Origin of the sequence: Collinsella sp. AM28-11LB (assembly GCF_003469895.1) — a bacterium.
Classification (GTDB): domain Bacteria; phylum Actinomycetota; class Coriobacteriia; order Coriobacteriales; family Coriobacteriaceae; genus Collinsella.
Genome location: NZ_QSKJ01000007.1, coordinates 129,449 through 150,504, shown reverse-complemented (window position 1 = coordinate 150,504; position 21,056 = coordinate 129,449). Strand labels below are relative to the sequence as shown.

Here is a 21,056-nt window from a genome sequence, read left to right as displayed (position 1 = left end):
CCCTAGGCCCGCGGTACGATCGGGCGGTTAACTTTGGCTAGCATATCAGAAGCGCACGAATCGAGCGCCCAACTCCGGAAAGCCGAGAACTCCATGCGCGAGCGCAAGCCCTCCAAATAGCGAATTGACCTGCTTAATTGCACGCGGCCGGGGTTTTCTGCCATCGCGATGCGACGCGTATCGTCAAACCCCGAAACGCGGCAGAAACCGAGTTCTTCGAAGATTCCCAAGCCGCTTGCCACCGAGCGCTCATCGACCGGCGTGCGCGCGTCGATTGCAAGGCACATCTGCGCAATGTCGATATCGCTTGCGCAGAATGAATCGTCCCCCGTCTTGCCACGGTTGGAGCGCCACATGGTCTGCAGCGCTCGATAGAGCGTGACAAGCTCATCGCGCTCGGGCGCGTAACAATCGAGCAGGCGCTCGTTAATGCGAGCGTCACGCGACGAATAGAGCAGGTGGATCACGGCGGGCTGTCCGTCGCGACCGGCTCGCCCACTCATCTGGTTGAACTCAATGGCGCCAAACGGCATGTGGTACAGCACGACATGGCGGATATCGGGCAGATTGACACCCTCGCCAAAGGCAGAGGTCGAAACGATGCAACTGAGGCTTCCGTCACGAAACGCTTCCTCGACACGGCGACGATCGGAGCGCGCAAGCCCCGCGTTATAGAACGCGATGCGGGTCGCGCAATCGGGTACCCGCTTGCGCAGCGTCTTAGCAAGCGCCACGGACTGGTCGCGCGAGTTGACGTAGATGACGGTCTTCTCCCCCGTCGCCACAATCGACACCAGGCGATTTTCGCGGCTTGCGAGGTCGCGATCGTCCTCGAGCTGCAGGTTCTCGCGCACGGTCTCGTCAACCACCGTGCTGGTAATCGGCAATACGCGAGCGAGCTCTGCCACGACCGGAGCCGTCGCGGTAGCCGTTGCCGCCATGACAACGGGATCGCCTAGCGCTTTGAGAATATCGGGCATGTCGAGGTACGCGCTCCGGTCGCCACCTTTGGCAAGACCGGCATGATGTGCCTCATCGATAACGACAAAGCCGATACGTCCAGAATGCGCGAAGCAATCGCGATGGATAGACAGGAACTCCGGCGTCGTGAGAACAATGCCGGTGCGACCCGAAACAAGACCGGCGAACACGTCATCGCGTGCGGCCTCCACGGTCTCGCCCGTCAGCACGCCAACGCCAATGCCAAGCGCGGCCATCGTCGAGGAAAGGTGATAGGCCTGGTCGGCAACGAGCGCACGCAGCGGATAGACAAAGATACTCGCACGTCCGCAAAGGACAGCCTCGCGCGCAGCATGTACATGGAAGATGAGAGACTTGCCGCGGCCCGTTCCCATAACGGCCAAGACGCTCTGGTGGTCGGCCAAGGCATCGAGCGCCTCAACCTGCGCGCGGTGCGGCTGGTTCGATCCGATAAAGCTATGGATAAGCGAGCGCGTGAGCTCGGTATAAGACAGTTGGGCGAGCGTCTCGCGCTTACGCGACTCCAGGTGCAGGCCACAGTCCGCCGGCTGCACGCCACGACGAAGCTCGCATGCCGGATCGTCGACGCTGGGCAGCGTGGTATCGCGGACCAGAACATCCTTGATCATGAGCTTGGGCTTCACACGCCCCTGCCAATGCTCGGCAACGGCCTCGAACACCAAGTCGACAGCGCTATCGCAGTTGATGAGCTTATCGATTTGCGGCACGCGGAACATAATGGCCGGCACACTCGCGGCGCCATCGGTCGCCACAAAGCGCATGTGCTCGCCGGTTTTGCCCACCACGGCGCGGTCGCACATCGTCACGCCCTCGGCAGCCAGCAGCGGCACCTTGTTGCCCTGGCCAAACGGCTCAAGACGGGAGATCTGCTCGATAGTCTCGATATTTAGCTCGGAGAGGTCGACGATGGCGGCGACCTCGTCGGTGTCTTCAAAGTCCTCGGCGGGAAGCTCCGATAGCACAGCGGAAAGGCGGCGGCGGAACTCATCGAGCTTGGATGCCTCGATGGTCACACCCACCGCACCGGCATGTCCGCCGCGACGAATTAGCAGGTCGGAACAGCGCTCGACGGCGTCAAACAGGTTAACTTTGCCCACCGAGCGACCAGAGCCGCGCGCGATACCGTCCTCGATCGAGAACAGCAGCGCCGGCACGTGATAGCGGTTGGTCAGACGGCTTGCCACGATGCCCTTGACGCCCTCGTGCCAGCCTTCGCCGCCCACGACGATTGCGCGTCCGCCGTCATAAGTCTCCTCGACCTTCGCCATGGCATCGCGTGTGAGCTCCGCCTCGATCTCGCGGCGTTGGCGATTGATTTCCTCGAGCTCGGCGGCAAGCGCACTCGCTTCGATGGGGTCGCGGGCAAGCAGCAGGTCGAGCGCCAGCTTGGGATCAGCCATGCGGCCGGCAGCATTCAGGCGAGGGATGAGCGAAAACGACAGGCCATCGGCCGTAATGCTAGAGAGGTCGGCCTTGGCGAGCGCCGCCAGCGCGATGTAGCCGGGACGAGCCGTCACGCGCATCTGCTGGATGCCCTCGGCGACCAGCGCGCGGTTCTCGGACGTCAACGGCATCATGTCGGACACGGTACCCAGCGCCGCGACCTCAATCAACGAACGCCAATACGACGGCTTGCCCAGACGCTCGCCCAAAACCTGCACCAGCTTGAGCGCCACACCGGCACCGGCAAGCTCGCGCGAGGGGCCCTCGTTCTCAAGCTTAGGGTCGGTCAGGGGCACGCCCTGCGGCACCTGATCGGAGGGCTCGTGATGGTCCGTGACCACCAGGTCGATTCCCAGGCTCTCCAGATAGGAGACCTCCTCCTTCGCCGCGATACCGTTATCAACGGTCACGATCAGATTGGGTTGGGCGAGCTCGTTGACGCGGTCGAGCGCCGCGCGCGAAAGGCCATATCCCTCGTCAAAGCGGTGCGGGATGAATGGTGTGACATTGGCGCCAAACGTGCGGAGTGCCTCGGTCAACAGGCAGGTCGACGTAATACCGTCAACGTCAAAATCGCCAAAGACCGCGATGCGCTCGTGGTTACGAATAGCACGCTCGACGCGGTCGGCAACGACCGACATGCCCGGGATAATAAGTGGATCGGCCCAGTCGCGATCGAGCGAAGGCGTCAAAAACAGCTGACCTTCTTCGATGGATGTAATGCCGTGCGCAACCATAATGCGCGCCACCAACCCGGGTATGCCCAGGCCAGCCGAAAGCTCCTTTTCGAGCTCGGGGTTTTGCTGAGCGACCGCCCAGCGATGCGTCGTCTTAAGCGATGACATAGGCACCCACCCCCGATAGGGGCAGGTCGCCGCGATACCTCTCACGGTTCATAGCGATGAGTCCTCTGTGTATGCCCGCTTCGGCAGGCAGATCTGTTGAACGGATTTATTATACCGTGCAGTGCGGACGCCAATCGCCGCAGCACGCCGCGGTTTCGATAAACGATGCCGGCAATATCCTCGAAATAATCAAGCGTTTCTGACGCACGGACGCATGCGAGCGTCTAGCATATCCATTCAAAACGGATTCACGAGCAAAGGGAGTCGCAAGCGCATATGAAGCAGTGGGTTGGACTGGGCAAATTTCTCGCGGGGCACATGCAAATCATCGTTCCGATTTGCGTGGCGCTCGGCGTGCTCTTTCCCCAGCAGATCGGCGTGCTCAAGCCCATCGTTCCCGCCCTGTTTGCCTTTATGACGTTTCAGGGTGCGCTCAGCAACACCTTCCACCAGGTAACCGAGGTGTTCCGCCGTCCGCTACATTTGATTTTGGCGTTATTTGTCTCGGCTGTGCTCATCCCCATCGCGGCGTATGCCGTGGGCTCACTGTTCTTTGGTTCCAACCCCAACCTTGTCTGCGGCATCGTGCTCGAGTACAGCGTGCCCGTGGCAGTCACTGCCTTTATGTGGATTAGCATGTTCGGCGGCAACGGCCCGCTCGCGCTCACCATCATCCTGACGTCCTCGGTCATCTCACCTGTGACGATTCCGCTCACGCTGAAGCTCTTGCTGGGTGCCACCGTCTCGATCGATGTGCCGAGCATGATGCAAGACATGGCCTTTATGATCGCCATCCCCGCCGTGCTCGGCATCGTGATCAACGAGCTCACGCGTGGATGGGGACACGAGAAGCTCTCCCCCGCGCTCTCACCCGCCTGCAAGTTCATGATGATGGGCGTTATCGCGTCCAACTCCACCGCCATGAGCGAGTACGTGCTGCACATGAACGCGGTGCGCATAGAAGTCGCCCTCTTTATTTTGACCTTCGCCATCAGCGGCTTTGTCGTCGGTTTTCTGGTCGCCCGTGCACTGCATCTGCCATATAGCGAGACGACTACCATGTGCTTTACCTGCGGCATGCGCAACATCTCCTCGGGTGCCGTCATCGCCACGCAGTATTTTCCCGGCGAAGTGGTATTCCCCGTCATGTGCGGCACGCTGTTTCAGCAGGTGTTAGCCTCAATTATCGGGCACCTCTTTGAGCGCCTAACCGGCGAGGAGCGCGCCAAACAGCGCAAGCGGGTCAAGGCCGGCCGCGACGCGATGACACGCTAGACAGCACGCTTTTCGCAGGCGCTCGCCTTGCTACACGAGCGTTTCCAGATGCGCACACAGGCGCTCTGCATCGATATCGAGCGTGGTCTCGGCATTGACCTGGGCCAGACGATAGCCCACAAAGTAGGGCGATACCACCCAACGCGGCAGCGCCTTTGCAATGGTCCGGCCGCCCAGGTGGTAGAAGAACAAGTTGTACGACTCCGCGCGACCGCCGTGGTGCTCGTGCAGAATATAGCGCAGGGCCACCTGAATCGCATCGGCAAACAGGTCCGCTTCGGCTTGGTCGTGGGCGTCGTCGCTGGCGGCGATTCCCTGCGGGGCTGAAACATTGACCTCAAAGAACCCCATGATCGGTTCGGTTGAGATGTTGACCGAGATTCTCCCCTGCTGCCAGACATTGATGCCTTCGAAATTGGCGGAAGTCAACGAAGCATAGCCGTCCTCCTGTTCCAAACCCACAATCTGCATGTGCGGATGGACCAGGCTGCCGCCCGAAAGCGGGCCTTTGTTCTTGTACATAAGCACACTGCGGTACTGTTGGGAATCGATCATCTGCTGCCAACAGTCCAGGGCAAACCGCATCACATGATGCAGCTCATCCGGTTCATAGGTCACCAGGTCGGCGTCGTGATTGGCAGACTCGATCAATACGGTCTGACGTGTGGCCTGCAAGGTCTTGAACTTATTCTCGAGCCAGATGCAGTCACCATCGCGCTGGATGATGTTGGCGAGTCCCTCCGTGTCGCAAAAGGGGCACGCGGTGCCAGGGCGACGATTATCGTCGGGCTTGCCGCTCGCCTGCTGAACGTCAAATACCAGCGCCACGGGTTATACCTCCAGCGGCACGATCTTGGTGCCATGGAGCTCGGAGACGCCGAGCGTTGCCGCGACCGCGTCGCGATTTGCCGTAGTGATGCCGCCGCCGGGAAGGATGGTCAAACGATCGCCCGCATACTCGATTAAACGAGCCAGGTGATCGAAATTATCCTCGATCGACGTACCGGCAGCGCCGCCATGCGTGAGGATGCACGTAACGCCGCAGTCGGCAAGTGTATCAATCGCATCGAGCTGAGCCTCGGGCGAGAGCTGGTCAAATGCCATGTGGAAGGTGATGTCGATGGACTCACGCTTGCATTCCTCGGTCGCGCAGCCCGCAGCCATAACGAGGGCGCCGAGGGTGAGTTCGTCGAGCGCCCAGCCGCCGGCACAGGCCTTGCAGCAGCCAAAGACCAGACCGTCGACGCCGGCGCTCACAGCAAGGCCCAGGTCCATCTCCATCATGTGCAGCTCGTCCTGGTTGTAATGAAAGTCGCCGCCACGCGGACGAATCATGCACATCACTCGCGCATCGTGCTCGTGAGCGTAGTTGACCGTGGCGCTGATAACGCCGGCGGAAGGCGTGGTACCACCGGCGGCGAGGTTGTCGCACAGCTCGATGCGCTTTGCACCGGCGTCGATAGCCGCCGGCACCCGCTCAAAGTTCTCGGCACAAAACTCGTACAGCATAGATAGACCCCCAAAGACAGCAGATGTTTTCCGACGGGTATTGTCGCACGCCCCCATGAAGTTGCGGTGGAATAGGGACTCTTTTGGCCTCTGAGACTCCCATTTAGTCCCTATTCCACCGCAACATAAAGGGAGTAGTCGTTGGGACGTTCTTAAACGACTAGTCATTCAAGAACGTCCCCAACGACTATCTTGACAAGGAGTGTCCCAAACTGCCGGCAGAAAAGGAACGTCCCTAACTGCCACCCCCGGAACAAGACAACGGCGCAGGTAGAGGACGGACAGCGAGCGACGTCCAGGGCGAACAAGTTGGCATGAAAAGAGGACGGCATAGACCTTCTGGTCATGCCGCCCTCTTTGAATGACAGGTTGTCGCTCTGGCGCCCGCGCAGCGTCGGCTGGCCCGCCGTTCGGCAGAACGGCGGGACCTCCTAGCCGCCCAGATAGGCCTTGCGCACGTTATCGTCGTGCAGGAGCTCTTGGCCGGTGCCGGTCATGGTGATCTTGCCGGTCTCGAGCACGTAGCCGCGCGTGGCGATCGAGAGCGCCATCTGCGCGTTCTGCTCGACCAGAAGCACCGTGGTGCCGGCCTTGTGCAGGTCCTCGACAATCTGAAAGATCTGCTCAATCAGAATCGGCGCCAAGCCCATGGAAGGCTCGTCAAGCATGAGCAGCTTGGGGTTACTCATAAGGGCGCGGCCCATAACGAGCATCTGCTGCTCGCCGCCCGAAAGGGTGCCGGCGACTTGGCGACGGCGCTCCTTAAGGCGAGGGAACTGCTCGTAGACGCGCTCAAGGCCCGGAGCAACCGTGGACTTGGGCTGCGTGTAGGCGCCCATCTCCAGGTTCTCCTCGACCGTCATCTGCAAAAAGGCGCGACGGCCTTCGGGCACCTGGGCCAGGCCCTTGCTCACCAGCTTGTCGGCGGGCGCGTGGGTAATGTCCTCGCCCATAAACTTGATGGAACCGGTCTTGGAGCGCAGCAGGCCCGAGACGGTCTTAAGCGTCGTGGACTTGCCGGCGCCGTTGGCGCCGATCAGGGCCACGATCTCGCCCTCGTTGACGTTAAAGGAGATGTCCTTGATGGCGTGGATGGCGCCGTACCAGACGTTGATGTTGTAGACGGAAAGCATCGGCTCTGCCATTTAGTTCTCCCCCTTATCCTGCTTGCCCAGATACGCCTCGATAACGGCGTCGTTGTTCTGGATTTCCTCGGCCGTGCCCTTGGCGATGACCTTACCAAAGTTGAGCACGCAGATGCCCTCGCAGATGTTCATGACGAGCGACATATCGTGCTCGATGAGCATGATGGCGATGCCGAAGGTGTCACGGATCTTGACGATATTCGCCATGAGCTCCGCGGTCTCGGACGGGTTCATGCCGGCGGCAGGCTCGTCGAGCAGCAGCAGCTTAGGGTTGGTAGCAAGCGCGCGAACGATCTCCAGACGACGCTGGGCGCCATAAGGCAGCGAGCCAGCCTGCTCGTTTGCAAGGTGCTCCATATCAAAAATGGACAGCAGCTCCATAGCGCGCTCATGGGCGGCCTTCTCATGCTTCCAATACGTCGGCAGGCGCAGCACGCCCTCAAAACCGGAGTAGCGCTCCTGGTTGTGCAGGCCGACCTTAACGTTGTCCTCCACCGTCATGGTGTTGAACAGGCGGATGTTCTGGAAGGTACGGGCGATGCCCATGCGGTTGACCTGGTAGACGGACTTACCCGAGGTATCCTCGCCGTCGAGCAGGATGGTGCCGTGCGTGGGCTGGTACACCTTGGTAAGCAAGTTGAAGACCGTGGTCTTACCGGCGCCGTTGGGGCCGATCAGACCGGCGATCTCGGTCTTGCCAATGGTCAGGCTAAAGTCGTCGACCGCCTTAAGGCCGCCAAACTCAATGCCCAAGTGGATGCACTCGAGCGCCGGGCGCTGGCCCAGGTCGCGGTCGGGAACGATGGCGCCAGAAGGATACGGGACCATCTTGCCCTTGTTGAACTCAAACTTACTGGGCATCGGCTGCCACCTCCTTCTTGGGAGCAAAGCGGTCCTTAACGCGACCGAAGAACGCCTTGAGCTGCGGGTTGTTGGTAAAGACCATGACCAGGATCAAAACGATGGCATAGATGAGCATGCGATAGTCCGAGAACTGACGGAGCAGTTCGGGAAGCACCGTGAGCAGCGCCGCCGCGATGACAGAACCGCGCATGTTGCCCAGGCCGCCCAAGACCACGAACACCAGAATGAGGATGGACGTGTTGAAGTCAAACTTGGTGGCGGAGAGCTGCGAGAAGTTACCGCCGAACAGGGCGCCTGCAGCACCGGCGAGGGCGGCAGAAACCACGAAGGCGATCATGCGGTACTGGGTGACGGAGATGCCTACGGACTCGGCAGCGATCTTGTTGTCGCGCACGGCCATGATGGCACGGCCGGTACGGCTACGGACCAGATTGAGCACGATCACGAGCGCGATCATGACCAGGATGGCACCGGCAAGGAAGGTCGAGTAGGTCGACACGCCCGACGCGCCCTGGGCGCCCTTGATGATGGCGGTGCCGTCCTCGAGCAGATGAAGGTCGTCGATCGTGGAGTTGCCCGTGATGTTAAAGATCACGTGAAGGCCGCGGGAATCGACGCCCACGATAAGGCAGGTGACGATCTCTTTGATGATTTCGCCGAAGGCCAGGGTCACGATGGCCAGGTAGTCGCCGCTCAGGCGAAGAACCGGGATACCGATCAGGAAGCCCATAATGGCAGCAGCGACAGCGCCGACCACGATGCTGATGATAAGACGCACCGGATCGGAGGGAACGGCGCTCTCGAGGGCAACGGCGGTGACGATACCCGTATAGGCGCCGACACTCATAAAGCCCGCATGGCCCAGCGAAAGATCGCCCGCGATGCCGACGACGAGGTTAAGCGAGATGGCCATGACGATATAGGCCGTGATGGGAACCAGCTGACCGGCGATCATGCGCGGGATCATATGGTTGGACTGCATAAAGAACACGATGGCGAATGCCACGATGCACATGGCGTACGTGACAAAGTCGTGACGCGTCTGCTTGTCTTTAAGGAACTTCATAACGCTCACCTACACCTTCTCGGGGACGTACTTGCCCAAGAGGCCGGCAGGCTTGACGAGCAGGACGATGATCAGAACGCCAAAGACGATGGAGTTGGCAAGGCTCGTGGAAATGTAGGCCTGTGCCATTGCCTCGATGATGCCGATAAGAATGCCGCCGACAAAGGCGCCGGGGATGGAGCCGATGCCACCGAAGACGGCGGCGTCGAAGGCTTTGATGCCAGGCATGGCGCCCGTCGTGGGCTGCAGCACCGGCGAGTAGGAGCACAGCAGCACGCCGGCGATGGCGGCAAGGGCAGAGCCGATGGCAAACGTCATCGAGATGGTGCGGTTGACATTGATGCCCATGAGCTGAGCGGCGGCCTTGTCCTCGGACACGGCGCGCATGGCCTTGCCCATCTTGGTCTTGCCCGTAAAGAACACCAGGCCGGCCATGATAATCAGGCAAGCGACGATGGTGACGAGCGAGACAGCGCTCACGTTATACTTGGCCAAGAACTCCGGCACCGGGAAGGTGACGAGCGAAGTAAAGTTCTTGGGCGTGGCGCCCCACAGAAGCTGGGCGGCATTCTGCAAGAAATAGGACACGCCGATAGCCGTGATCAGAACGGCCAGCGGGCCTGCCTGGCGCAGCGGCTTATAGGCCAGGCCCTCGATGAGAACACCGAGAACCGTGCAGACCGCACAAGAGAGAATTACAGAAGCCCAGCCCGGGAGGCCGAGATACGACGTGGCGCAGAACGAGACATAGGCACCGACCATGATGACGTCGCCGTGAGCGAAGTTCAGCATCTTGGCGATACCGTAGACCATGGTGTAGCCCAACGCGATGATGGCGTAGACGCTGCCCATGGACAGGCCGTTGACCAGGTATTGGATAAAGACCGTCATGTTCCACATCCCCCTTTCGAATAGGTTTCCAGTTGATGTATGAAACAGGGACGTTACATCGTCCCTAGATACCAAGCAAGCAGGGAAGGCCAAAACCTCCCCTGCTTGGGATCAAAACCGCTCTATGTAAGGCGGTCTATTAGGCCTGTACGTACTTGCCGTCGGTGATGACGTACGCCGTGGGGTCCTTCTGGACCTGGCCCTTGTCATTCCAGGAAAGCTTGCCGGTCAGACCGTCAACGGTGATCTTGAGCATAGCCTCGGGCAGCTTCTCGGCGACCTCGGTGGGGTCGGCGTCGACGCCCAAGCCGGCCTCCTTAAGAGCCTCGACCACAGCGTGCACGCCGTCGTAGGCGTCGGCGGCAAACTGGTCGGGGGTATCGCCGTACTTATCCTTGTAGGCGTTAACGAAGTCGGCGTTCTTCTCGTCGTCGGCGGAGAACGGGGTCATGAGCAGCAGGCCCTCGGCAAGGGAGGTGTCGAAGCCCTCCACGCCCAGGATGCCGTCCATGCCGTCGCAGCCCATCATCTTGACGTCGTAGCCCATGTCCTTGGCGTTCTTGAGCAGGACGGACGCCGGCGTGTAGTAGATCGGCGCGAAGATCATGGTGGCGCCGGCCTGCTTGGCCTTGGTCAGCTGGTTGGTAAAGCTCGTTGCGGAGTCGTCCTTAAAGGTCTCCTCGTCAACGATCTCGAGCTTGGACTCAGCGGCCTGAGCCTTAAAGGAATCCGCGATACCCGAAGAATAGGCGTCGCCGGAGTTATAGAACAGAACGAACTTCTCGTCCGCATACTTCTGGGCCAGGAACTTGGCAGCGTTGACGCCCTGGTTGGGGTCGGTGAAGCAAACCTGGAAGACGCAATCCTTGCCGTCGGTAACGTCCTCGGAGGACGCGGACGGGGTGATCATGAACGTCTTGGGGTCGTTACCGCACTCGGCGGCAACGGCAACCGACGCACCCGTGGTGGTCGGGCCGACGAGGGCCTGCATGCCCCAGTCGAGCAGGGTATTGAAGGCGTTGACGGCCTTCTCGCCGTCGGCCTGGTCGTCCTCGGCCTTGCTGACAAGTGGCAGCTCCTTGGTCGAGAAATCCTTGCAGCCAAGCTCGACGCCCTGGGTAACGGACTTGCCGTAGGACGCGGCAGCACCGGTCAGCGGGCCGATGGTGCCGATCTTAAACGAGGCGTCGCTCGAAGCGGAACCGCTATCGCCGCCGTTGGAGGAGCAGCCAGCTAGAATAGACATCGCCCCCAGACCTGCTGCGCTCGCGATAACGCTCCTGCGATTCATAACAGGGTTCAATGACTTACCGGTGAGGCTCGACATGCGGCTCTCCTCTCAAATCTCGTCGGGTTTCGGTTACCCGACAGGCCATCCTTCGCCGTGTTCGGCGTTCGCAAAATAGTAGACGCTTTAGTTAGGAAAAGTGGCGATTATTTCAACTTTTCTTTTACCTCAGATTTTTATCCATATTTCTGCGTATTTTTGCCGCTTTATGCATATCTGCCACTTTATTGTGTAAAAGTAATGTTTCCATTCTGTTACAAGCATCCTCGCCCTGAATAAAAGAGCCTCACCGGTTGCGTTTTATACGCTCTTAGGCGGCGATGTACTTGCCGTCCTGAATCACATAGGCCGTAGCGGGCTTTTCGACCTGGCCTTCGTCGTTCCAGGTGAGCTCGCCGGTCAGGCCATCGATCTTGATCTTACGCATGGCCTTGGCAAGTTCGGCGGCAATGTCGGCACCGTCGGCCGTCGTATCGATGCCAGCCTTGTCGATGGCCTCGACAATCGCATGGACGCAGTCATATGCATCGGCGGCAAACTGGTTAGGTGTCTCGTCGTACTCGTCCTTATATGCCTTGACAAAGTCGGCGTTCTTCTCGTCGTCGGCGGAGAACGGGGTCATGAGCAGCACGCCCTCGGCAAGAGAGGTGTCGAAGCCCTCGACAGAGAGCAGACCGTCCATGCCGTCGGTGCCCATGAGCGTCATCTCGTATCCCATGTCCTTGGCGTTCTTGAGCAGGACCGAGGCCGGGGTGTAGTAGATCGGCGCGAAGATGAGCGTGGCACCGGCCTCCTTGGCCGTGGTCAGCTGGTTGGTAAAGCTCGTAGAGGAGTCGTCCTTAAAGGTCTCGGTATCGACGACATCGAGCTTGGACGCCTTGGCCTGCTCGGCAAAGGCGTCGGCAACGCCCGAGCTGTACGTATCGCCGGAGTTGTAGAACAGGGCGATCTTGGCGTCCGCGTACTTCTGGGCCAAGAACTTCGCGGCGCTGGTGCCCATGGTGGGGTCGGTGAAGCAAACCTGGAAGACCGTGGTCTTTCCCTTGGTGACATCGAGCGACGAGGCCGAAGGCGTGACCATGAGCATGTCGTCGGCAATCTCGCCCGAGACGGCGACGGCAGCACCGGTGGTAACGGGGCCGACAAGCGCCTGCATGCCCCAGTCGCACAAGGTGTTGAAGGCGTTGATGGCCTTCTCACCGTCGGCGACATCGTCCTCGGACTTAAGCGAGAGCTTGAGGTCCTTGGTCGAGAAATCCTTGGCCGCGAGCTTAGCGCCCTTCTCGGCAGAGACGCCATAGGTAGCCGCGGCGCCGGTCAGGGGGCCGATAACGCCGATCTTGAAGGTCTTGCCGTCATCGGCCGACCCACCGTCCGCGCCGCCCGAAGAGCAACCGGCAAGCGCAACGGTGCTTCCAAGCGCCGCGGCTCCTGTCAAGAAACTCCTGCGGCTCAGTGCGTTATTGATATTAAACATGGTGTCCCCCTTTTTCGCTGGCCGTAGTGCGGCCGTCTTGCGGTACGGGGCAAACCTTATGGTGCAAACGTTGACAGTTTGTTACGGAAGTTCGTTTGTGACGAGTGTGTTTCCAATATTTCCGCAGCGTTTCGGGGGTAGCGTTTTGTGCAGCTCCGGCTGCCTGGCAAGCACGCGCCCGCACTTCACGCTAGAATGCACTCAACCTATAAGCGGTTAATCCATCCACAAGATGCACGAAGGAGCTATCTATGAGCGAACCCCTGCGCACCGTGAACGTCGGTCTGATCGGTCTGGGAACCGTCGGCGGCGGCGTGGCCCGTTTGATCAAGAGCCACCACGATGAGTACCTGGCAGCCTACGGCATCGACCTTAAGCTGACCCGCGCCTGCGCGCTTGCTTGGGAGCAGGCCGAGGCAGCCGGCATTGAGCGCGAGGCCTTTACAAGCGACTGGCACGACGTCGTCACCGACCCCGCCATCGACATCGTCGTCGAGCTGATCGGCGGCGAGCATCCCGCAACTGAGATCTTCACCACCGCCTTTGAGCACGGCAAGCATGTCGTCTCTGCCAACAAGGCTCTGCTGGGCCGTCACGTCGAGACACTTGCCGAGAAGGCGCGCGCGTGCGGCGTGCAGATTAAGTGCGAGGCCAGCTGCGGTGGCGGCATCCCCATCGTCAGCACGCTCGAGCACGACCTGGTGGGTAACAAGATCCTGACCATCGCCGGCATCCTCAACGGCACCACCAACTACATCCTGTCGCGCATGGACGCCGAGGGCGCCGATTACGCTGACGTGCTTGCCGACGCGCAGGCCAAGGGCTATGCCGAGGCCGACCCGTCCGCCGATGTCGACGGCTTCGACGCCGCCAGCAAGACGGCCATCCTCGCCTCCATCGGTTTTGGCACTCGCGTTACCACCGACGATGTGTACCAGCAGGGTATCCGTACCATCGGCGCCGAGGACATCGCCCAGGCCCGCGAGCTCGGCTACACCATTAAACTGCTCGGCATCGCCCGCAACACCGACGCCGGCGTCGACGTCCGCGTGCATCCCACGCTGATCCCCGCCGACCACATGCTCGCCAAGGTCAACGGTGCCATGAACGCTGTCTACGTGGTAGGCGACGCCGTGGGCGAGACCATGTTCTACGGTGCCGGCGCAGGCTCCTTCCCCACCGCGAGCGCCGTCGTGGGCGATATCCTGTCGCTCTCCGAGCAAATCAGCCGCGGCGTTGCTCCGCTGCCCGAGATTGAGCCCTATGGTCACAACCTCGCTTTTAAGCCCATGGACGAGCTCCAGACCAAGTACTATGTGCGTCTGAAGGTCGCCGACCGCGTGGGCGCCCTGTCCGAGACGGTCGACATCTTTGCCAAGCACAACATCTCGATCTCGCTCATCAACCAGGTCGAGGACGGCAAGTCGGGCGTCAGCGATACCTGCTCGGTCATCTTCCTGACGCACCGCGCGCTCGAGAAGGACGTCCAGGCTGCCGCCGCCGAGCTTGCCAGCGTCGACTGCGTGGCCGAGATCGCCAACGTCCTGCGCATCGAGGACGTCGAGGCCTGGACCGAAGGCGTCATGGCCAACTAGCCCGATTCTCGGCAAATCAAATAACGCATGAGGGGCTCCCATCCGATTGGATGGGAGCCCCTTTTAGTTACATCTTTTGCACGAAGTGGTCGACTAACGTTTGAGCAACTTGACCGTTCGTCAACAACCGTGGATACCGTTTACCGATATGCGGCGTCAGCTGTTTTTTGCCGCCACTATGCTGTGCTGCAAGTATCCATGCACATAAGAGAGGAAGCGATATGCTGCTCAAGGGCAAGAAAGCAATCATCACCGGAGGCACGCGCGGAATCGGCTATGCCATCGCCTGCCGTTTTATCGAGGAAGGCGCCGCCGTCACGGTCTTTGGCTCGCGCCAGGAGACTGCCGACGCAGCCGTTGAGAAACTGGCAGCCGCCTATCCCGAGGCCAAGGTTTGGGGCCGTTCCTGCGACCTCACCTCGCTCGAGGCCGTAACTGAGGCCTTTACCCAGGCTGCCGCCGATATGGGCGGCTTGGACACGGTCGTCAACAATGCCGGCATCTCCCAGCGCTCGCCCCTTTTGGACTACACGGCCGAGGAGTTTGCCAAGGTCATGGACCTCAACGTCGTCGCCGTCTTTAACGGCCACCAGGCTGCCGCCAAGATCATGACCGAGGCCGGCCACGGCGGCACCATCACCACCACGAGCTCGATGGTCGCTAAGTACGGTCAGCCCTCCGGCGTTGGCTATCCCACGTCCAAGTTTGCCGTCAACGGCATGGTCCAGTCGCTCTCGCGCGAGCTCGCCCCCATGGGCATTCGCGTCAATGCCGTCGCACCCGGCGTGACCAAGACCGATATGGTCGCCAACCTGCCCGAAGAGGTCATCAAGCCTATCATCACCACCATTCCGCTGGGCCGCATGGGCGAGCCCGAGGATGTCGCCAACGCCTTCGTCTTCCTGGCGAGCGACATGTCCGCCTACGTCACAGGCGCCGTGCTCCCCGTCGATGGAGCCGCCCGCTCCTAAGGGACCACGAGCTTTGGCCCCTGGCCTCAACATAGCTCAACCAAAGAAGGCGCGCTGTCCACATCAACCGCAGACAGCGCGTCTTCTTCTGTTTGAAGGGAAACTGTGTCCCGTTTCGCGTCCGTCCTCAAACGGGAATGCCGCCCCCGCATCAGCGTCGGCTACTTGCCGTCGTCCTCGTCGGCTTCTTCGTGCGCATAAAGCTCCAGCATGCGACGGCGGTACTCGTGCACGGCGAGCTTGGCGCGCTCTAGGCGGCGACGCTCACGCGGGGTGAGCTCGGACGGATCTATCTCGTCGCCATAGGTCTTATCGGCAAGCAGATGCGCCGCATCCACAATGCGCGCATCGATGCGTTCGCTCGCCGCCCGATCAGAAAGGCGCTCGGCAATCGTGTCGAGTGTAGGCAAGCCTTCGAATACGCGACCATGTCCATGCGACGTCAATAGCTCGTGCTCGCGGGCGAGAAGACTTGCCAGGTCGTGATGGGCACGCAGGATATTGAGCGCATCGGCGGGATGCTCGGCAACCTCCGCCACGGCGGCGACCGGCGCCGCATCGACCACGCGGTAGAAGAGCTGCGCGAGCAGTGGCATCAGGAACACCGTGATGGCGCCGGCTGCCACCATAACCGAAGCGACGCCTTGCGATAATGCGCCGGCATTGACGGCGACGCTCGTCACGGCGACGATGATCGGCAGTGCCGTGGTACAGTAGAGCGCCACGGTGATGCGACCGTAGGCAGAAACATCGCGCGTCTTAGGGCAGATGCCCATGGAGACAACGATGGGCACGGCACGGATAACCAGCAACGCCACGATAAAGCCCACGAGCAGGCCAGGGCGCGATGCTACAGCCGTCAGGTCGATCTTGGCGCCCGAAACGGTAAAGAACACCGGGATCAAAAAGCCATAGGCAAGGCCATCGAGTTTAAGCTCGAGCGTATGGTTGCCCTCGGGGATGATGTAGCGCAGGACGAAGCCCGCGGCAAAAGCGCCCAGTACGATATCGAGGCTAAAAATAGCGGAAAACGCCACGAGCGTGACCAGGATGAGCACTGTGAGGCGCACGAACGTCTGAGAAGTCGTATCGGCGCGCTCCTGAATAAAGGCAAAGAAGCGGCTGCCAATACGCTTGGAGCGGCTGGGGACCACGGCAAGCAGCACGCACACCACGGCGAACAGCCCCAAGATCAACAGCGTCTCGACACCCGTACGGGCAGACAGCAGCACCGACATGGCGAGCACGGGCCCGAGCTCGCCCCACGTACCATAGGCAAGAATCGAATCGCCGACGCGCGTCCCAGAAAGCGACCGCTCGCGCAAGATGGGCATGAGCGCCCCAAGCGCCGTCGAGGTCAACGCCAGCGTCACGGCGATGCCATCAAAATGACTGACCGAAAACCACGGGGTAAAGCGCACGGCAAGCCAGGCTATACCAAACGTGACGACCCACGTCGCCATGCCGTAACGCCCCTCGATGCCCGTGATGTTCTTGGGATCGATCTCAAAGCCGGCAAGCAGGAACAAAAAGGCCAGGCCGAGCTCGGACACGAGCGAGACCTCGGCATCCACATGGATAATGCCGAGCATATGAGGTCCCAGCACCGCGCCAAACACGAGCAAAAAGACCGTCTCGGGAACGGGTTTTCCGGGAATCGCCGAGGCGATGAAGGGACTTGCAAAGGCCACGAGTGCGATGATGGCGAGCGAAACAAATGCCATGTGATGCCTTTCTCTTGTTTGCGCTCCACTGTAGCACCCTCGCCGTCCTCAACGCGCCACGAGCTGTCGTATCATAGTGAGGTTTAAAAGTATGTGGCTCAAGGCGATCGCGAGGCTTGCCCCGCAAACCGACCGCTGCCGCATACCGCACCGTACGCCCAACCGATCAGGAAGGCAGGAACCAATGGTCTCTCGTATCTACGTGGAGAAGAAACCCGGGTTCGACGTCGAGGCTCAGCAGCTCAAGGGCGAGCTGAGCGAGATTCTCGGCATCAAGGGCATCGAGGCTCTGAGGATCATCAACCGCTACGACGTCGAGGGCATCGATGAGGAGCTGTTCCGCTCCTGCGTGCCGACCGTCTTTAGCGAGCCCCAGGTCGATGTGACCTACAACGAGCTCCCCGCAAGCGATGGCGCCGTCTTTGCCGTCGAATTCCTGCCTGGCCAGTTTGACCAGCGCGCCGACTCCGCCAGCGAGTGCGTGCAGCTCATCAGCCAGGGCGAGCGCCCCGCCGTGCGCTCCGCCAAGGTCTATATGATCTCGGGCGCCCTGGACGAGGCCGCCATCGATGCCATTAAGCACTACGTGGTGAACCCCGTCGAGGCCCGCATTGCCTCACTCGACCTACCCGAGACGCTGCACATGGAGACCCCCGAGCCTGCGCCCGTCGAGGTGCTTGACGGCTTCCGCGAGCTCGACGAAGCCGGTCTTGCCGCCTTTATCTCCGAGCGCGGTCTTGCCATGGACGAGGCGGACATCGCCTTCTGCCAGCAGTACTTCCGCGATGAAGATCGCGACCCCACCATCACCGAGATCCGCGTGATCGACACCTATTGGTCCGACCACTGCCGCCACACCACCTTCGGTACCGTCCTGGATGACGTGACGATCGACGACGCCGTGGTGCAGCAGGCCTTCGACCGCTACATGGAAATGCGCCACGAGCTCGGTCGCGACGCCAAGCCCGTCTGCCTCATGGATATGGGCACCATCGGCGCCAAGTATCTCAAGAAGACCGGCGTCATGACCGATGTCGACGAGTCCGAGGAGATCAACGCCTGCACCGTCAAGGTAAAGGTCGATGTTGATGGTGAGGACCAGGACTGGCTGTTCCTCTTTAAGAACGAGACCCACAACCACCCGACCGAAATCGAGCCCTTCGGCGGTGCCGCCACCTGCGTGGGCGGCGCCATCCGTGACCCGCTCTCGGGCCGCAGCTATGTGTACCAGGCCATGCGCGTCACCGGCGCCGGCGACCCCACCGTCCCGGTTTCCGAGACGCTCGAGGGCAAGCTCCCGCAGCGCAAGCTCGTGACCACCGCCGCCGCCGGCTACTCCAGCTACGGCAACCAGATCGGCCTTGCCACCGGTCAGGTCAACGAACTCTATCACCCCGGCTACGTGGCCAAGCGCATGGAGGTCGGTGCCGTCGTGGGCGCTACCCCGGCAAACCACGTGCGTCGCGAGTGCCCCGCCCCCACCGACAAGATCATCCTGCTGGGCGGCCGCACCGGCCGTGACGGCATCGGCGGCGCCACCGGCTCCTCCAAGACCCAGAACACCGAGTCCATCGAGACTTCGGGTGCCGAGGTCCAGAAGGGCAACGCCCCGGTCGAGCGCAAGCTGCAGCGCCTGTTCCGACGCGGCGACGCCTGTCGCTTGATCAAGCGCTGCAACGACTTTGGCGCCGGCGGCGTCTCGGTCGCCGTGGGCGAGCTTGCCGACGGCCTGTATGTCGACCTCGATACCGTGACCAAGAAGTACGACGGCCTGGACGGCACCGAGCTCGCCATTTCCGAGTCCCAGGAGCGCATGGCTTGCGCCGTCGCCGACGGTGACGTCGAGGAGTTCATGGGCTACGCCGCCGAGGAGAACCTGGAAGCGACCGTTATCGCCGAGGTTACCGCCGAGCCGCGCATGCGCATGGCCTGGAACGGCGTCGCCATCGTCGACCTGTCCCGCGAGTTCCTCAACTCCAACGGTGCGCCCAAGCACCAGGTCGCCCACGTCTGCGCCCGCAGCGTGTGGCAGCCCAGCTGGGCCGGCACCACGCTTGCCGAGCGTATGACCTCGCTCGTCACCGATCTTAACGTCGCCTCCAACAAGGGTCTTTCCGAGCGCTTCGACTCCACCATCGGCGCCGCCACCGTGCTCATGCCCTTTGGCGGCAAGACGCAGCTCACCCCGAGCTCTGCCATGGTCGCCAAGTTCCCCGTGGACGGCGAGACCACCACGGCGAGCGCCATGGCATGGGGCTTCAACCCCTACCTGATGGAGGCCGACCAGTTTGCGGGCGCCTACCTGTCCGTAGTCGAGTCCATCGCCAAGCTCGTTGCCGCCGGCTTTGAGCACAAGCGCGCCTACCTCTCCTTCCAGGAGTACTTCGAGCGCCTGCGCACCGAGGCCGAGCGCTGGGGCAAGCCCATGGCAGCCGTTCTGGGTGCTCTTATGGCCCAGGTCGATCTGGGTGCCGGCGCCATCGGCGGCAAGGACTCCATGAGCGGCTCGTTTGAGGACGAGGCCGGCGAGCTCAACGTTCCGCCGACCCTCATCAGCTTCGCCGTGGCCGTGGGTCGCGCCGCCCGCGCCACATCGCCCGAGTTCAAGGGCCTGACGCACCGCGTCGTCCGCATCGCCCCCGCCACCTATGGCGAAGACTACCGCCCCGATGCCCAGCAGCTGCTCGCCGCGTTTGACGCCGTCGAGGCGCTCACCGCCACCGGCGACGCCCTGGCCATCTCCACGCCCGGCTACGGCTGCGGTGCCGAGAGCCTCTTTAAGATGTGCGTCGGCAACCAGATCGGCATCGAGCTTGCCGAGGACGTGGACGTGGAGAGCTTCTTCACCCCGCTCTACGGCAGCTTTATCGTCGAGCTCGCAGAGGATGCCGAGTTGCCCGAGGTCGCCGACGGCGTTGTCGTCGAGCCCCTGGGCACCACCGTCGAGAGCTATGTCATCGACACCGGCTCCGAGGTCATCGAGCTCTCCGAGCTCCAAGAGGCCTGGGAGAGCGGCATCGAGGGTGTCTTTGCCTACCGCAGCACCGACGAGCAGCCCGAGGTCGAGACCATCGACTATCGCACCAAGGATATCCACGTGTACGGCGGCGCCAAAATCGCCCGCCCGCGCGTGATCATCCCCGTGTTCCCCGGCAACAACTGCGAGTACGACAGTGCCCGCGCCTTCCGTGCCGCCGGTGCCGAGGCCGACACCTTCGTGATCAACAATCTCACGCCCGAGGCCGTCGCCGAGAGCACCCACGAGCTTGCCCGTCGCATCCGTGCAAGCCAGATCGTCATGATCCCCGGCGGTTTCTCGGGCGGCGACGAGCCCGACGGCTCCGCCAAGTTCATCACGGCGTTCTTCCGCGCTCCCGAGGTCACCGAGGCAGTTCGCGACCTGCTCAAGGCCCGCGACGGCCTGATGCTGGGCATCTGCAACGGCTTCCAGGCCCTGGTCAAGCTCGGCCTGGTGCCCTACGGTGACATCGTCGACGCCACGCCCGATGCGCCTACGCTGACGTTCAACACCATCGGTCGCCACCAGAGCCGTCTGGTGCGCACCCGCATCTCGTCCAACCTGTCCCCGTGGTTGTCGCAATGCAGCCTGGACGACCCCTACACCGTCGCCATCAGCCACGGCGAGGGCCGCTTTGTCGCCAATGACGAGGTGCTCGCCCAGCTGATCGCCAACGGTCAGGTCGCCACGCAATACGTGGACGAGGACGGCAAGCCCAGCATGGATCTTTCCGTCAACCCCAACGGCTCCGCACTCGCCATCGAGGGCATCACGAGCCCCGACGGCCGCGTCCTGGGCAAGATGGGCCATGCCGAGCGTCGCGGCGACAACCTGTACCGCAACGTTCCCGAGCATGTCCCCGGCGATAAGTTCATGCCGATCTTTGAGAGCGGCGTAGCCTACTTCGCCTAAAGACGTTCCCATCGGGTACAATCCCTTCGG

The 21,056-nt window shown here is 61.6% G+C and carries 14 protein-coding genes; 4 read left to right on the top strand and 10 right to left on the bottom strand.

Going from position 1 to position 21,056, the window contains the following annotated elements; genetic code table 11:
* Positions 1–2: 2 nt before the first annotated feature.
* Complete coding sequence (gene recJ / locus DW732_RS06620; RefSeq protein WP_118099112.1) at positions 3–3,290, bottom strand: single-stranded-DNA-specific exonuclease RecJ; 3,288 nt, start codon at positions 3,288–3,290, stop codon at positions 3–5.
* 276 nt (positions 3,291–3,566) lie between these two features.
* On the opposite strand from recJ, the gene DW732_RS06615 reads away from it, so the two are divergent.
* Positions 3,567–4,565 (top strand): bile acid:sodium symporter family protein, encoded by a 999-nt coding sequence (locus DW732_RS06615; protein WP_118099111.1) that lies wholly within the window; start codon positions 3,567–3,569, stop codon positions 4,563–4,565.
* A gap of 30 nt (positions 4,566–4,595) precedes the next feature.
* On the opposite strand, the gene DW732_RS06610 is transcribed toward DW732_RS06615, so the two are convergent.
* The 8 genes from DW732_RS06610 to DW732_RS06570 form a co-directional block, all read right to left on the bottom strand.
* The gene (locus DW732_RS06610) at positions 4,596–5,393 is read right to left on the bottom strand and encodes a DUF4931 domain-containing protein (protein WP_118099110.1); all 798 of its coding nucleotides are present in this window, start codon (positions 5,391–5,393) and stop codon (positions 4,596–4,598) included.
* A 3-nt stretch (positions 5,394–5,396) separates the two neighbouring features.
* Positions 5,397–6,074, bottom strand: a complete 678-nt coding sequence (locus tag DW732_RS06605; protein WP_118099109.1) for a copper homeostasis protein CutC — start codon at positions 6,072–6,074, stop codon at positions 5,397–5,399.
* 431 nt (positions 6,075–6,505) lie between these two features.
* Positions 6,506–7,207: an ABC transporter ATP-binding protein gene (locus tag DW732_RS06595; protein WP_117807975.1), complete on the bottom strand. Its 702-nt coding sequence runs from the start codon at positions 7,205–7,207 to the stop codon at positions 6,506–6,508.
* 12 nt (positions 7,208–7,219) lie between these two features.
* Positions 7,220–8,080, bottom strand: coding sequence for an ABC transporter ATP-binding protein (locus DW732_RS06590; protein ID WP_006234439.1), 861 nt, complete (start codon positions 8,078–8,080; stop codon positions 7,220–7,222).
* The gene (locus DW732_RS06585) at positions 8,070–9,149 is read right to left on the bottom strand and encodes a branched-chain amino acid ABC transporter permease (RefSeq protein WP_117734503.1); all 1,080 of its coding nucleotides are present in this window, start codon (positions 9,147–9,149) and stop codon (positions 8,070–8,072) included. The genes DW732_RS06590 and DW732_RS06585 overlap by 11 nt, the downstream gene beginning before the upstream one ends.
* 9 nt (positions 9,150–9,158) lie before the next feature.
* The gene (locus DW732_RS06580; protein WP_117734504.1) at positions 9,159–10,040 is read right to left on the bottom strand and encodes a branched-chain amino acid ABC transporter permease; all 882 of its coding nucleotides are present in this window, start codon (positions 10,038–10,040) and stop codon (positions 9,159–9,161) included.
* Between the two features lie 139 nt (positions 10,041–10,179).
* Positions 10,180–11,367: an ABC transporter substrate-binding protein gene (locus tag DW732_RS06575; RefSeq protein ID WP_117734505.1), complete on the bottom strand. Its 1,188-nt coding sequence runs from the start codon at positions 11,365–11,367 to the stop codon at positions 10,180–10,182.
* 271 nt (positions 11,368–11,638) lie between these two features.
* Positions 11,639–12,805 (bottom strand): ABC transporter substrate-binding protein, encoded by a 1,167-nt coding sequence (locus tag DW732_RS06570; RefSeq protein ID WP_118099107.1) that lies wholly within the window; start codon positions 12,803–12,805, stop codon positions 11,639–11,641.
* A 251-nt stretch (positions 12,806–13,056) separates the two neighbouring features.
* On the opposite strand from DW732_RS06570, the gene DW732_RS06565 reads away from it, so the two are divergent.
* The gene (locus tag DW732_RS06565) at positions 13,057–14,400 is read left to right on the top strand and encodes a homoserine dehydrogenase (RefSeq protein ID WP_118099106.1); all 1,344 of its coding nucleotides are present in this window, start codon (positions 13,057–13,059) and stop codon (positions 14,398–14,400) included.
* Positions 14,401–14,621: 221 nt separating this feature from the next.
* Entirely contained in the window at positions 14,622–15,371 is a 750-nt protein-coding gene (locus DW732_RS06560) for an SDR family NAD(P)-dependent oxidoreductase (RefSeq protein ID WP_117734508.1), read from the top strand.
* Between the two features lie 161 nt (positions 15,372–15,532).
* Here the strand turns inward: DW732_RS06560 and DW732_RS06555 are convergent, their stop codons facing one another.
* Complete coding sequence (locus DW732_RS06555; protein WP_117734509.1) at positions 15,533–17,095, bottom strand: cation:proton antiporter; 1,563 nt, start codon at positions 17,093–17,095, stop codon at positions 15,533–15,535.
* A 184-nt stretch (positions 17,096–17,279) separates the two neighbouring features.
* On the opposite strand from DW732_RS06555, the gene DW732_RS06550 reads away from it, so the two are divergent.
* Positions 17,280–21,026, top strand: coding sequence for a phosphoribosylformylglycinamidine synthase (locus tag DW732_RS06550; protein ID WP_118099105.1), 3,747 nt, complete (start codon positions 17,280–17,282; stop codon positions 21,024–21,026).
* Positions 21,027–21,056: the final 30 nt, after the last annotated feature.